A 13,046-nucleotide genomic window follows, 5' to 3' on the forward strand; every position below is an offset into this window, starting at 1 on the left:
GGCGTGGAATGCCGGGTTTCTTTTAAACAGGAATGGATGGCCGACCCGGAAAGCGGGCAATGGTGAAGCTACAAAGATTGGGGGGCTGTAGAGCTTAATTTGTACGTTGACCCAAAGTTAACTTGAGCTTTTATGATACCAGCCACGAGCCAACAGGGAGCTACTCCGAGTATGAAAGAGATTGATGTAGGATTCACACATGTTGCGTTTATGGTCAGAGATTTGGATAAAAGTATTGCCTTCTACCGCCGCTATGCTGGCATGGAGGTTATACATTTGCGCGAACCAGGTCTCCCGGATGCGCGCAAGGTTGCATGGTTAAGCGATCGTACACGCCCCTTTGCGCTGGTTCTGGTCCAGGCGGATAACGTTACTGATACACCTCTAGGTAATTTTGGGCACCTTGGCATTGCCTGCGCGACGCGCGAGGAAATTGATCGTAAAACCGCGATGGCAATCGCTGAGGGTGTATTAAGGAAAGAACCGGAATATCTGGGCGATCCCGTTGGCTATTATGTTTTCTTTGCAGACCCTGACGGAAATACCCTGGAACTGTCATTCGGACAGCGTGTCGGGCTTGACGCCATAGGGACGTCTTGTTAGACCTGCGTTTCCGGTCGGAGAACGGGTCAGGTTACCGATGTTCGTGAAGGGTTATATGCGTCTTCAGCGGGCATTAAATCTTACCGGCAGACGTTCTCAGCACAGTAATATCCCTCTTGGGTGATTCCCCGAACATCCGCGTATATTCCCGGCTGAAATGAGATAAGCTTTCGTAGCCGACAGCATAGGCTGCTGTGGTGACATCGTAATGTTCATTCAGCATCAGTCGCCTGGCTTCATTGAGACGCAACCATTTCTGATACCGGAGCGGGCTCATTCCCGCAAGCTGCCTGAAATGTTGATGGAAAGAGGGCGTGCTCATTTGCACGCGGCTTGCCAGCTCTTCGACACGCAGAGGCGAAGCAATATTGGTCTTTAACCAGTCGATAGCTTTACCGATACGGTAGCCATGGCCGTCGACTGCTGCAATCTGTCTGAGACGATCGGACCGATCGCTCATCAACAGCCGGTAATGTATCTCCCTCTGAATCAACGGGCCGAGAACGGGAATGGCTTCAGGTTCGTCCAGCAGTGAAAGCAGGCGGCAGAAAGGCTCCAGTAAAACATCAGTCATGGTTCCTATACCGACCCCCGTTCCCGCATCTGGTTTTTTGACTGGCGGCAGGCATCCCTGGGCAATTAATTCCATTAGCACGCGCTGGTCAAGTTTGTAGGCGACACCGACGCAGGGCCGTGATGGCGATGCCTGTAACACCTCCGAACTGGCTGGCAAGTCGAGGGACGTGATCAGGAATTTTTCCGTATTATATTCATAAGGTTCACCGCCAACCCACATGATCTTCGCGCCATCGGCCACCAGGACGATACTGGGAGGAACCAGGCAGCTCACCGGAGGGGCGGGTTCGTTCCGCCGGAAGAGTTCCAGCCCTTCAACCGCGGTGGGGAAATCACCGGTGCCGGGCGTGCGCTGAGCAATATCCCGGGAGAGCTCGCCGAGTCGTCTCTCAACCGATTTGTCTGAAATCATTCCGTCACGCCTCATATTTGTTAAGTCTGTACGACGTCGTTAACTTACCCGTTATGAAAAGTGAAATACACGCTTTGGCATCATGTTAATAGGATCAGGCAAATAATGCAGAGTATTTTAATAACAGATTTCAATAGCGACATCCAAAATAGGCATACCGAAATGAGGCGCTGACTACAACCCAATCTGCATCCAATTTCAATGAAGGTATGACTATCATGACGCTAAAATCTTCAACGCGCTTTTTTAATAGAGCACTCCTTGCCGGAGCAATGGCTCTGATTACAGCAGAAGCTGCGGTCGCCCAGACTGCACAAGACACAGCAGACTCTTCAGTCCATCTGGTTCAGACGTGGGATAAAACTTTCCCAAGGAGCGACAAAGTGGATCATCAAAAAGTGACTTTTAAAAACCGTTACGGCATTACGCTGGCCGCAGATGTATATCTTCCTAAAGATCGCGGAAACAAGAAGCTTGCCGCGTTGGTTATTTCCGGACCCTTTGGCGCGGTAAAAGAGCAGGCCTCAGGTCTTTATGCGCAAACCTTAGCCGAGCGCGGATTTGTGACGCTGGCATTTGATCCGTCGTATACTGGCGAAAGCAGTGGGGAACCGCGCAATATCGCGTCACCTGATATTAATACCGAAGACTTTATGGCAGCCGTCGATTTTATTGGGCTGCAATCTTATGTGGACCGTGAACGTATCGGCGTCATCGGTATCTGCGGTATGGGGGGGATCGCGCTAAACGCTGTTGCCGTGGATAAACGCGTAAAAGCGGTTGTTGCCAGCACCATGTATGATATGAGCCGCGTGATGTCAAAGGGCTACAATGACAGCGTAACGCCGGTGCAACGCGAGCAGGCGCTTGAGAAGATGAGCCTTCAGCGCTGGGACGATGCGGCAAACGGTCAACCGGCCTATCAGCCAGCCTACAATAAACTGAAGGGCGGTGAAGCGCAGTTCCTCGTGGAATACGCGGACTACTATATGACCAAGCGCGGATATCATCCACGTGCCGTCAACTCCGGAAACTCATGGTCCGTGACAACGCCGATGGCCTTCATGAATTTCCCGCTGATGACGTATATTAAGGAAATCTCTCCGCGCCCAATCCTGTTTGTTCATGGCGAAAAAGCACATTCGCTTTATTTCTCTAAAACGGCATATGAAGCGGCAAATCAGCCTAAAGAGCTTCTGATTGTGAAAGATGCCACCCATGTTGATTTATATGATCGCATGAATAAGATTCCGTTTGATAATATCACGGCATTTTTTAATAAATACCTTAATAAATAAATCATAACACCGTTCGATATTCTCCGGCGCAGTGTTATCAACTTTATAATATACGAAATAACGTATAAAAAAGAGGAAAGGTTTATGCTCTGGAACCGCGAGCTTTTAGCAAAAATAGATGCGGCGGACGACCTGAAAATCGCGCCGTACCGTCCCGATATGAATACCACCGGCACGCCAACATGGATTTGGGAAGTGACGGTGGATAACCGGCTTTTCGTCCGTGCCTATAGCGGTATCCGTTCAAAATGGTATCAGGCAGCACTGTCTCAACGGGCGGGTAAGATAGTGGCTATCGGACAGGAATACGACGTGCGGTTCGTAAAACCCGCGGACCCGGCTCTTGAAAGTAAAATCGATCGGGCCTACCAGATAAAATATTCTGGCAGCAGCTATGTTTCCGCAATGACGGGAGCTCGCGCCAGAGCGGCCACGGTTGAGATATTACCTTCGTGAATGCCATGCTGCAGAAATGTGACAGACGTCCGTCCGCTGGCTGAACGTGGTCTATTCACTATTTATGTGGCCCTTCAATAAACACAAATGCCAGCGCCGTCCGTCGCTGCGCAATTCGATGATGCTCAGCGGGTGGATGTCGATACGCGCAAATGAGTGAAGCGGGGCGCCGAGAACGTTGACGATCGTGGCGCGGATTGCGGCGGCAGGCGCAATGGCACAGTGGCGACCTCGAATATCGACGTGTTTAGCCAGCCAGCTGCCACAGCGCGCCAGCAGCTGAGCACGTGACTCTCCGCCCGGGGGAGCGGCACCCTCCAGCCAGGCCTGGAACGCTTCGGCGTCTTGCATCATCACCTCACGCACTGTCCGACCGGCCCAGATGCCGTAGTCGGGTTCCGCCAGTTCCGTCACTGCCGTACCCTGTAAAGAGAGCGCGGCGGCGGTTTGCCTGGCGGCGGCGTCCGGGGCGAACCAGACGCGGTGATAACGGGCGACACTGCTTTGTAACTGGCGCGCCCGTTGCCACTCCCGCGCCTCCAGAGGGTCATCACAGGGAAAGTGTGAACCTCTGGAGGCTGCCGTTTCTCCCTGACAAATCAGCGTTAGCGACGCTCTCATGTTGTTAACCGCGCCGGAAGGCCGGGCGATGTTCGTGTGTCGTCGGCGTGCGTTCGGCTAAAGCACCGAAAGCCACGCCGATGACGCTCCAGAGCACCAGATGCGTGCCGAAGGAACTTATACGGAAACGCCATAGCAGGTCCGCCGGGAAGTGGTCGGAGACTTCGTTCACTGTCGGCATCAGGGCGCAAACCACGAGCATCAGCGCCACGGCGAACAGCGTTGCCCACATCATCGCATTCCCTCTGCCGAGGCGCGGCGTGAGCTGATGCGATAACCACGCGGCCGCGATGACGATGCCTATAGAAAGCAACATCATGACGAAATAGAGCCCGGTACGATAGCCGATGGTCTCCGGGTTGCCAACTGCGGGAGGGTTGGGCGGGTATTTCAGACCTGGCATCAGGCTCATTGCCAGGAAGCCGGCCAGCGCCAGGCACAACGCCAGCACACGCGGGTCCGATGGTCCGAAGCGCTGGTAGCTAAAGGCCCAGGCCAGCGCCAGACCGCCGCCCAGCGCGGCGCCAAACAGCGCCATGCCGGTCATCAGGCCAATTCCGGACTGGGTCTGTCGGCTAAACACCTCTTCTTCTTCGCCGTCTGCTGACGCGCCGTGATGGTGAGCGTGAGCTGACATGCTTTTTTCAAGGCCAATCGCGCGATCGACCTGCGGCTCGCCGAAATGGTGTGCAAAGGCAAATGCCACCATCCCGGCCAGAACGCCGGCCATCATCCCTTTAAATAACAGTTTGCCAATCATTTCCGCCTCCTCAGTGGCAGGGAAAGCCCAGCAGATGACGTGCGTCGTGGAAGAATTCATGCACCTGCGTGCCGGAAAACATCGACGTTGCGCCTTGTTCTGCGCCAACGAAATAGATGGCCAGCAGCGCCAGCAGGGCGGTGAACAGCGCCCAGGGCAACAGTTTCGCGACAGGAATGGGAGCAGCCGGGGTGTGGGCATTAAGGGTGATATCACTCATGGTGTAACTCCATTATCGATTTTGCTGTTGGTAGAGAGTGCCGGACTCACCGTGACCGGCACGCCCGGCGAAAGGTGATAATGGCTATGTGCCGGCGGGCAACTGGCGTTCGCCAGTACAATCGGCTGGCCGTGGGGCGTGTTGAGATACGCCTTGCGCCATTCCTGCGTCCGTCGGCTGATTTCATCCGGCACCGTCAGGTTGAGTGCCGTCATCATGTTTTCCATCGCCGCCGTCCACTGACGATAGTAGGCATCATTCGCGCTTTCACCCGGTTGCGCCGGCGCCGCGTTGATCTCTTTACTGAATGTCTGTACCCATTCTGCCCACGGGAACAGCCCGGCCCGGTGGAGATGGACTATCAGGGAGAACGCTTTTGCCTGCCAGGGTTTATCGAACACCGGCCCTTCCTCATCGCGCGGTAACCCGAGGGCGGCGTAATCGTGTTGTGTTACCGTATTCATGCTTCCTCCAGATAGTCGTCCCACAGATCGATGAACACTTTGTCAGGGCGCGGCTCTCCCCACAGCGCCTGCGCGGTGAAACTGACGCTGTAAACATGCTGGGGATGTTCGCCCAGCCCGTGCGCCGCAGTATCTGGCGTGATAAACACACCGTGAGCGATCTCTATGCGACCGACTTTATCGCGTGCGTAGCGTGGCAGGCGGGTATGGGTGGTCGGGTTGAAATTTTTCGTTCGTACCCAATCGCCCACCCGGAAGCGGGGCGCAACATCGTGACTGACCCGAGCAGACCCGCCGGTGCTGACCACCATCGACACCATGTCCTGCGTCAGCACAGGTGTGCCAGGCTTGCAGGGGGCAGGCTTCGCGCCACCCCACAGTTCTTCAACGGTGATCGCCCCCTTTGCCAGCAGCAGCGTTTCGAATGCATGCAGCCAGTGCTCGTAGTAACTCGACTGCAAATATTCGGTCGGCGCCATACGTTCGATGGCGTGGCGAAATTCATCGACGTTAAAGTGTCCGCCGACGAACAACGAGGCGAACAGAGGAAATACCCGGCGTTCCCACTCATGATGGAAATAGGGCTCGTTTTCCTCGGTAGGGATCGGGCCAAGGCCGTGCATCCCCCCCAGATCATGTATCCCGTTCATGGTTTTCTCCTTTCGTTATGGTGCGCTAACCACACCGGTGCCAATCATCGAATCGCGCGTGATGAGTTCGCTCAACTGCGCTTCGCTCCAGCCTTCCGTGCCTGCCGGACGTTCAGGCAGGACCAGATAGCGCAGCTCGGCGCTGCTGTCCCAGACGCGAATCTCTTTGTTTTCTGGAATGTGTAACCCGAACTCGGCGAGAACGCCGCGCGGGTCGATGACGATACGCGAACGATAGGGCGCTGATTTGTACCACACAGGCGGCAGACCCAGTACCGGCCAGGGGTAGCAGGAACACAGCGTACAAACGGTGACGTTGTGCACGTCCGGCGTGTTCTCCACGACCAGCATGTCTTCGCCCTGTATTCCGGAGAAACCCAGTTCAGCAATAGCGGCAGTGGCGTTTTCCATCAGTCGACGTTTGTATTCCGGGTCACTCCACGCTCTGGCTACAACCTGTGCGCCGTTTCGGGGGCCGACTTTGTGCTCGTAGGTGTCAATCAGCTCATCCAGCGCAGCCGGGTCGATTAGGCCTTTTTCCTGCAGCAGGGACTCTAGTGCGCGGACACGTAGCTCGATATCAACGGGGGGTTGGGTATGGTCGTGGTCGTGTTTATGGCTCATTTTAGGCTTCCCGAGAGTTAAGATTAAAACGTCCGCCAGTCACCGCAGGCTTCGAAAGCGGCGGCGGCCTGATAGAGCGTGTTTTCAGCGTAATGACGTCCTACCAGCATCATGCCTACCGGGAGTCCGTCGACCATGCCACAGGGGATAGACATGGCCGGGTGACCGGTGATGTCCTGCGCAGCGGTGTTACCGATCATTTCGAAAGCGCGCGAGATGTATTCGGTGATAGAGCAGTCCGGGCCTGGTATCGGCTGAGCGAGGACAGGCACGGTAGGCATCACCAGCAGGTCGAAATCGCTCAGGGCCCGGTCGTAGCCGGCGCGGGCCCGACGCGCGATATTCTGCGCTCTGGCGTAGTAGCGACCGTTATAGCGCTCTAACCCATACTGGCCGACGAACATGCAAACTTTGAGCGACGGGGAGAGGGCATCCGCGCTGTCGCGCCATTGCGCGTGTTTGTCCAGCAGGCTGACGTCGTACTGGCCTTCCCAGTTAAAACCCATGCCGTTGCCGTGCATCATCTGGGCGGTCAGACCTTCGCAGCCGATAGGCGACCAAAGCGCGCCCGCCAGCTTGTGTTCCGGCACGGAAATTTCGCTAACGACGGCGCCCAGCGCTTGCAGGCGGGCGATGGCGTCCCGCACCTTCGTTTCTACCTGCGGGTCCATATTCGGCAACTGGAATCCCTCGGTCAGAATGCCGATTTTCAGGCCGCGCACACCCTTTCCGAGGGCGGCGGTATAGGTCTCTACGACGGGCGCATACTGACGCGGGTCAAGCCCGTCACTTCCTGCGATGATTTCCAGCATCAGCGCGTTGTCGCGCACGTTGGCGGTGATGGGACCGGCGTGGTCGATAGTTGCCTCAATCGGCATGATGCCCGTGTAAGGCACCAGACCGTGGGTCGGTTTCATGCCGTAGGTACCACAGAAGGCGGAAGGGATACGGATGGAACCGCCCTGATCGCAGCCTATCGCCATGTCCACTTCGCCAGCCGCCACCAGTGCGGCGCTGCCGGAGGACGAACCGCCGGAGGAATAGCCATGACGATGGGGATTGTGCACCGGGGCCGGGTCAGAAGTGTGGCTGCCGCCGGAGAGGCAGAAGTGCTCGCAGGTGGCTTTGCCGAGAATCGTCGCCCCGGCATCCAGCAGGCGGGTGGCCACGGTTGCGTCGTAGGATGGGACGAAACCTTCGAGCGTGGAGGCGCCGTTCATCATCGGTACGCCGGCGAGCGAGACATTGTCTTTCAGGGCGATAGTCCGCCCGGCCAGCGCGCCAGTCGCTGCACCTCTTACCTCCGTTTTGTAATACCAGGCATTGAACGGATTTTCGTCGCCAGTCGGACGATAGCCGGCGGCACGCGGATAGCGGACCTCCGGGATATCGTCGGGAAGGGAGTCGATCAGATCGTAGGCGTCGAAGTTAGCCTGCATCACCGCCAGATATTCCTCGGCCTGCGCCGGCGTCAGGCTGATATGCAGCCGACTGGCAAGCTCCTGGAGTTGTTCGGCAGTGGGACGTTGAATAGCCATGTTGTTTCCTTTTCTGTGTTTGCTCATGCGCCTGTCTTGAACATAAGCCCGGAATGCCATCCTGACTTGGTTATCCGGGTCAGTCGTTTGGCTGAAATGGACACCCGCGCAGCCAGCGGGTTTCCGTAAGGTGTTAAGACGGCTTATCGGCTTCAGGCCAGTGGATACCGACACTTTTCATGCCTTTGGTCACGTCCATGTCCGGGTGTGAGAGCACCACGTCGCGATACGAAGGACTGCCGATGACCGCGGGCTTGAATTGGGTCAGGAAAGCGTTGACCTCTTCACGAATATCCTGCGGCACATTGAAGTTTTCGTAACACTCGTTGATAGACTCGAATACGGCTTTCCAGTGCACCTCGGTCAGCCCCATGCCGCGGTGCGCGGTCACCATATCTCGTCCCCGATAGACGGTGTTGCCACCCCAGTGCTTGCACAAGAAATCGACGAAGTTAATATGCTCTTTCTGAAATGAAGACTCGGACACGTGCGCCCAGATATGGCCGATGTCGGGATGCTTCATACAGGTCTTCAACACTTCGCCTGCGAAGGCGTAGACGGCGTCATACCCGCCGAGACGTTCATAGAGAGACGGCTTTTGCTGCTGTTCGCTCATGGTGGATTTCTCCGTAACATGTGAGTGGAAGGGGGTGCATAGGTCTCTGTTCAATCAGAACAGTTTCATCACGCGCAGGGTGGTGTGGAGATCTTCCTTAAAACCGCCATCGACGTTGATATCGCGTTGGAGCAAGCCCTGCACTTGCACCGTGGGGGTGATGAATTTCGACAATTCCAGCCTTACCTGATCCGAACGCGTCGCTTGTCCGTTTTCGACGCCGTCGATCTGCTGCTTACCGCCCCACAATTTGGCGTAACCGGCGGAGACGGTCCAGGTGCTGTCTGCGGGCGGCGTCCAGCTTACCCAGCCCTGAAATTGATAGGTGTTGTCTTGTTTGAGGCGACCGGTGCGGATGCCTGTGGCATCGTCGTTGTCGCCATACCACATCGCATCAGCGGACAGCTGCGTGGCAAAACCGTTACCAAGCTGCTGCACGCCGCCAAGCTGGAGATCGAACTTCCAGCGGTTCTCACCGACGTTGAGCGTGCGCCCGGCATCGTAGGAACCGGCAGGGACGTACAGGTAGGGCACGAGGGCGAAGGTGGTGCTGGAGTTGTTCACCAGCCAGACCGGGGCGGCCAGAATGGGGTCGCCCAGGCCGCTGGCGGAATCGAGGCGGGCACCGCCCAGGGAGCCGTTATAAAGACGTCCGTAGGGCATTAGCACCTGCGGCGCGACCGTGAAGCCCCCCACATCCATATAGTGGACGTAACGAAAGATGCTGACGAAGGAGTCCAGCCCGGTGCCTTGCTTAATTTCGCCGCCACCTGTGGGGGTAAAGCTGTCTCGCGTGGCGTAGGTGAAATACGCCAGAATGGCATCGGTACCGGCAGGAGCCGGGATGAGATCCTGTGAGTTGAGATCGACCGCATGGGCCGGGATCGTCGCCAGCCAGAGCGTGCAGGCGACCAGGCTGATACGAGACGTGGTGCCACTAACAGTCATAACGTTACCCTCATGTCTGATATCTCTTGTTTATTTCCCGGTACCAACGTGGCCGGAAGACCTTACGGTTACAGATATTAGGGAGAAATTTGCTGCGTACTTGTTTCATAAGGACAGTCGTTTGGCTGGCAAGGACAATGGGCGGGCAGGCTGAAAAGGCCCATAGCGTGATGCTCCGTCGTAGCGCAGATGTGCACGCCTTGAGTGCGGTTCTCGCTTTTTTGACGCCATTCGCGACGTGGGACGCCTGGCGCATCGACGGAATGTCAGCGCTATTTCCGCTGCCTTAGCGCAGATGCTCGTGAGAGACGGAGGGGAAATCTGTGTGCTGGCACGATAGTTGCTGTCTGTGAACCCGTGTCTGTTATTGATGCGGGAATCAAGGTGCGAGGTGAGCAATTATGAATAGCATCATGCCGTCTGCGGTCTGCTCCCACTATTCGACCACTGGCGTTGCCGAGTCGCGCCGCTTCGAGTATTGGAACGACGTGGTGTTGCGTCACTGCATTCCGGCCGCCAGCGTGCCCATGGCTGGGGTCGACTTTGACGCCCGGCTTGCGGTACGCGGGATGGGGATGGTGGATATCTGTTCGTTGTCCGCGCCGTTGCACCGCTGGGAACGCACCGCACGTTATCTGAGGCAGGGGCCAGACGACGATCTGTGGCTAGGCTATATGCAAGGCGGGTACGGCCAGCTTGAACAGGGAGGGCGCAAGGCGGCGCTGGCGGCGGATAGTCTGGTGTTATACGACGCCGCGCAGACGTTCAGTTTCAGTCTGGGTGGGGGCGATAACCACCTGGTGAGGATCCCGCGGCATCTGCTGAGTTGTCGTTTGCCGAGGATTGAAACGCTCACCGCTATGGTACTGGACGACAGTCGGCCCGGCGTGATTCCACTGCGTGAAATGCTGCGTCAGGCGACAGCGATGCCCGCGTGTCTGGACAACCCAGATATTTCTGGCCGTTTCTCCCAGACGATGCTGGATCTGCTGGTGCTGAGTCTGGAATTGCAGGATCTGGATAACGTGAGTGCTGAGCGCGATCTGTACGCCAGGATGATGATTTACATTCGGCGGCAGCTTGTCGATCCAGATTTGAACATTGAGAGCCTGGCTCGGGCGCACCATGTTTCCATTCGCACCGTCACGCGTGCTTTCGCTCGCCACAAAAAAACGCCGATGGCCGTGATTTGGCAGGAGAGGCTGCGAGCGAGCCGAGAGGCCCTCGAACGCGGACGAGTCAGTAGCGTGTCCCAGGCGGCGCTGGATTTTGGCTTCTCCGATTTCTCTCATTTCAGCCACGCCTTCCGCAAAGCCTTTGGCATCTCGCCTCGCTCATTATTGCCCAAAGAGCAGCAGGGAGTGACGCCATCGAACAGGCACACCGGGTCAGACTCTTGAGTCTCTGCGCGATATGAGTGAGCGCTGCGCGTGACGGAAGGCGCTCCCAGGCGTTGCAGCGGCAGGTGGATGACAAGATGGCGTTAGTGCTTTAGCGACGGGAAATGATTTGAATATCCCGGCCCAACGTCGGGTAAGGTAAGAGTATAGGGGCGAATTGCGGCAGACTGGGTTTCTTTGATCTCATTTAACTTATGTTGTGTAAAAATCAGGTTCACGTAGCATGTATGAAATATCTAATTGTTTTAATTTAGTATTTTTAAGTTAAGGACTGCCTTCCTTGGCGCTTCATGAACTAACATTAAGAAAAAACCTCCGGTTACCCGGAGGTCTTATCTTTACCCATTATATTCAAATGAATCTGTCTTTACCGGCATGCCATGCAAAATAGGCCTGTACCAGCGTAACGACAAGTATGCAGAGCAGTACTGAGTCCCAGTTCAGTGAGTGGCCGCGAATAATGCCCGCAAGGTAGGGGCCGAGAGCACCAATCAAATAGCCGATACATTGCGCTTTGCCGGATAGCTGACCTGCCTGGCTGTGTTCACGAGTCCGCAGCCCAAAGAGCGTGAGGCAGGTGACCATAGACATTCCCGCACCTACACCTGCGAACAGCAGCCACACAGCAGAAAAAGCCGGTTTGAAAAGAATCCCTGCCACTCCGATTGTAATGAACAGTGAACAAATGAGGCCAAGGAGGCGTTGATCCTTAAGGCGTGAAATAAACGCGGCAGTTGTCAAATTAGCAATGACGGCAATGGCCTGATACAGAAACAGGTGATAGCCTGCTGTCGACGCGCTGACCCCATGCTCAACTGCCATTGATGGATACCAGTCAATGAGCGTATAGAACACCATGGTGTGCAGAGCCATAAACATCGAAACCTGCCATGCAACAGAGCTACGCCACACTGACCGCTTAACGGGAGTCTGTGCCTGAACGACAGTGACAGACTCCTGAGTCGCACCGGCACAAACTCTGAACCATACAACTAAGCCCAGAAGGGCGGTGATAACCCAGATACCCGTAGACAGTCGCCATCCGGCATTGCTGAGCGCGGAAAGTGGGGCAGCAACGCCGCTGGAAAATGCTGCTGTAAGCGCCATCGTTGCCGCATAGAGCCCGACACAGCGTGCAGTATGTGACGGGAAATCTCTTTTAACGAGCGGAACGACAAGAACGTTAGCAATGGCTATACCCAGGCCTATCACAAATGTCCCGACCCAGAGTCCGGACAAGCCCATAAGAGAACGGACGATACATCCCAGGGTAATCAGAACAAGAGCAGCCAGCAATGCCTTCTCAAGGCCGACTTTTCGGGTCAGCAGGGGGGCGAAAGGTGACGCAAGTCCAAAAATCAGTAAGGGCAGGGCATTGAGCAAGCCTGTTGCAGAACTGGTGAGATTGAATGAGGCTGCAATTTCGTGGATTACTGGCCCGAGCGCAGTAATGGGTGCCCTTAAGTTGGATGCAATTAACAGCACACCCAGAAAGGTTAAAGAATAAATCGTGTTTTTTGCAAGCGTGTTTTTTTCTGAAATGACAGACATATAAAGTCAACCCAGCAAATACGATACGTTTGTGTTATCGCAAATGGTGCGTTGGTTGACGTTAACGCTTACGCAATCCGGAGAGCCCGAAATGTCTGCCGCAAAGGTTACCTGCGCACCTTCCCTGTGTCAACAGGCAATATCAGAATTCGAAGATCGTTCCTGAGGTAATGCATAATTAATAAAAGCCATACTTGGTATGGCTTATTCATAATAAGGGCATCCGTGCCTGCTGATTATAAAAAGAACACGTTGAATGGACTTGAAATATTAAATCAACAACAAAATAAAAACGAAGAAATATTATTT

At 55.5% G+C, this 13,046-nt stretch carries 15 protein-coding genes; 4 read left to right on the forward strand and 11 right to left on the reverse strand.

What is annotated here, in order from left to right:
- Nucleotides 1-171 precede the first annotated feature (171 nt).
- Nucleotides 172-603: a VOC family protein gene (locus HMPREF1144_RS06640; RefSeq protein WP_004850876.1), complete on the forward strand. Its 432-nt coding sequence runs from the start codon at nt 172-174 to the stop codon at nt 601-603.
- A gap of 73 nt (nt 604-676) precedes the next feature.
- Here the strand turns inward: HMPREF1144_RS06640 and HMPREF1144_RS06645 are convergent, their stop codons facing one another.
- A complete protein-coding gene (locus HMPREF1144_RS06645) occupies nt 677-1,591 on the reverse strand; it encodes an AraC family transcriptional regulator (RefSeq protein ID WP_004850878.1) in 915 nt (304 codons plus the stop codon).
- 209 nt (nt 1,592-1,800) lie between these two features.
- On the opposite strand from HMPREF1144_RS06645, the gene HMPREF1144_RS06650 reads away from it, so the two are divergent.
- Nucleotides 1,801-2,889, forward strand: coding sequence for an alpha/beta hydrolase (locus HMPREF1144_RS06650; protein ID WP_198286847.1), 1,089 nt, complete (start codon nt 1,801-1,803; stop codon nt 2,887-2,889).
- A gap of 84 nt (nt 2,890-2,973) precedes the next feature.
- Complete coding sequence (locus tag HMPREF1144_RS06655; protein ID WP_004850881.1) at nt 2,974-3,345, forward strand: DUF2255 family protein; 372 nt, start codon at nt 2,974-2,976, stop codon at nt 3,343-3,345.
- Between the two features lie 51 nt (nt 3,346-3,396).
- On the opposite strand, the gene HMPREF1144_RS06660 is transcribed toward HMPREF1144_RS06655, so the two are convergent.
- From HMPREF1144_RS06660 to HMPREF1144_RS06700, 9 genes are all read right to left on the reverse strand, one after another.
- The gene (locus HMPREF1144_RS06660) at nt 3,397-3,966 is read right to left on the reverse strand and encodes a histidine phosphatase family protein (RefSeq protein ID WP_009652218.1); all 570 of its coding nucleotides are present in this window, start codon (nt 3,964-3,966) and stop codon (nt 3,397-3,399) included.
- Between the two features lie 4 nt (nt 3,967-3,970).
- A complete protein-coding gene (locus HMPREF1144_RS06665; protein ID WP_009652268.1) occupies nt 3,971-4,726 on the reverse strand; it encodes a CbtA family protein in 756 nt (251 codons plus the stop codon).
- Between the two features lie 10 nt (nt 4,727-4,736).
- Nucleotides 4,737-4,946 (reverse strand): CbtB domain-containing protein, encoded by a 210-nt coding sequence (locus tag HMPREF1144_RS06670; RefSeq protein WP_004850884.1) that lies wholly within the window; start codon nt 4,944-4,946, stop codon nt 4,737-4,739.
- On the reverse strand, nt 4,943-5,410 hold the full coding sequence (locus tag HMPREF1144_RS06675; RefSeq protein ID WP_009652131.1) for a nitrile hydratase accessory protein: 468 nt from the start codon (nt 5,408-5,410) through the stop codon (nt 4,943-4,945). Before HMPREF1144_RS06675 ends, HMPREF1144_RS06670 begins: the two co-directional genes overlap by 4 nt.
- On the reverse strand, nt 5,407-6,060 hold the full coding sequence (gene nthB, locus HMPREF1144_RS06680; protein WP_009652216.1) for a nitrile hydratase subunit beta: 654 nt from the start codon (nt 6,058-6,060) through the stop codon (nt 5,407-5,409). The genes HMPREF1144_RS06675 and nthB overlap by 4 nt, the downstream gene beginning before the upstream one ends.
- Nucleotides 6,061-6,075: 15 nt before the next feature.
- Nucleotides 6,076-6,684: a nitrile hydratase subunit alpha gene (gene nthA, locus HMPREF1144_RS06685; protein WP_009652266.1), complete on the reverse strand. Its 609-nt coding sequence runs from the start codon at nt 6,682-6,684 to the stop codon at nt 6,076-6,078.
- Nucleotides 6,685-6,707: 23 nt separating this feature from the next.
- A complete protein-coding gene (locus HMPREF1144_RS06690) occupies nt 6,708-8,222 on the reverse strand; it encodes an amidase (protein WP_009652184.1) in 1,515 nt (504 codons plus the stop codon).
- 133 nt (nt 8,223-8,355) lie between these two features.
- Nucleotides 8,356-8,892, reverse strand: a complete 537-nt coding sequence (locus tag HMPREF1144_RS06695; RefSeq protein WP_223226625.1) for a group I truncated hemoglobin — start codon at nt 8,890-8,892, stop codon at nt 8,356-8,358.
- Complete coding sequence (locus HMPREF1144_RS06700) at nt 8,893-9,786, reverse strand: transporter (protein WP_009652220.1); 894 nt, start codon at nt 9,784-9,786, stop codon at nt 8,893-8,895.
- A 401-nt stretch (nt 9,787-10,187) separates the two neighbouring features.
- On the opposite strand from HMPREF1144_RS06700, the gene HMPREF1144_RS06705 reads away from it, so the two are divergent.
- A complete protein-coding gene (locus tag HMPREF1144_RS06705) occupies nt 10,188-11,186 on the forward strand; it encodes a helix-turn-helix transcriptional regulator (protein ID WP_009652244.1) in 999 nt (332 codons plus the stop codon).
- 351 nt (nt 11,187-11,537) lie between these two features.
- Here HMPREF1144_RS06705 and HMPREF1144_RS06710 read toward each other — a convergent pair whose 3' ends face one another.
- Nucleotides 11,538-12,737, reverse strand: a complete 1,200-nt coding sequence (locus HMPREF1144_RS06710) for an MFS transporter (protein WP_009652249.1) — start codon at nt 12,735-12,737, stop codon at nt 11,538-11,540.
- Nucleotides 12,738-13,046: the final 309 nt, after the last annotated feature.

Origin of the sequence: Klebsiella sp. OBRC7, assembly GCF_000293135.1 — a bacterium.
GTDB lineage: Bacteria > Pseudomonadota > Gammaproteobacteria > Enterobacterales > Enterobacteriaceae > Klebsiella > Klebsiella michiganensis.

Bases quoted from the DNA above. Each gene is read 5' to 3' on its own strand.
- HMPREF1144_RS06640 (WP_004850876.1), top strand. From the start codon at position 172: ATGAAAGAGATTGATGTAGGATTCACACATGTTGCGTTTATGGTCAGA.
- HMPREF1144_RS06645 (WP_004850878.1), bottom strand. From the start codon at position 1,591: ATGATTTCAGACAAATCGGTTGAGAGACGACTCGGCGAGCTCTCCCGG.
- HMPREF1144_RS06650 (WP_198286847.1), top strand. From the start codon at position 1,801: ATGACTATCATGACGCTAAAATCTTCAACGCGCTTTTTTAATAGAGCA.
- HMPREF1144_RS06655 (WP_004850881.1), top strand. From the start codon at position 2,974: ATGCTCTGGAACCGCGAGCTTTTAGCAAAAATAGATGCGGCGGACGAC.
- HMPREF1144_RS06660 (WP_009652218.1), bottom strand. From the start codon at position 3,966: ATGAGAGCGTCGCTAACGCTGATTTGTCAGGGAGAAACGGCAGCCTCC.
- HMPREF1144_RS06665 (WP_009652268.1), bottom strand. From the start codon at position 4,726: ATGATTGGCAAACTGTTATTTAAAGGGATGATGGCCGGCGTTCTGGCC.
- HMPREF1144_RS06670 (WP_004850884.1), bottom strand. From the start codon at position 4,946: ATGAGTGATATCACCCTTAATGCCCACACCCCGGCTGCTCCCATTCCT.
- HMPREF1144_RS06675 (WP_009652131.1), bottom strand. From the start codon at position 5,410: ATGAATACGGTAACACAACACGATTACGCCGCCCTCGGGTTACCGCGC.
- nthB (WP_009652216.1), bottom strand. From the start codon at position 6,060: ATGAACGGGATACATGATCTGGGGGGGATGCACGGCCTTGGCCCGATC.
- nthA (WP_009652266.1), bottom strand. From the start codon at position 6,684: ATGAGCCATAAACACGACCACGACCATACCCAACCCCCCGTTGATATC.
- HMPREF1144_RS06690 (WP_009652184.1), bottom strand. From the start codon at position 8,222: ATGGCTATTCAACGTCCCACTGCCGAACAACTCCAGGAGCTTGCCAGT.
- HMPREF1144_RS06700 (WP_009652220.1), bottom strand. From the start codon at position 9,786: ATGACTGTTAGTGGCACCACGTCTCGTATCAGCCTGGTCGCCTGCACG.
- HMPREF1144_RS06705 (WP_009652244.1), top strand. From the start codon at position 10,188: ATGAATAGCATCATGCCGTCTGCGGTCTGCTCCCACTATTCGACCACT.
- HMPREF1144_RS06710 (WP_009652249.1), bottom strand. From the start codon at position 12,737: ATGTCTGTCATTTCAGAAAAAAACACGCTTGCAAAAAACACGATTTAT.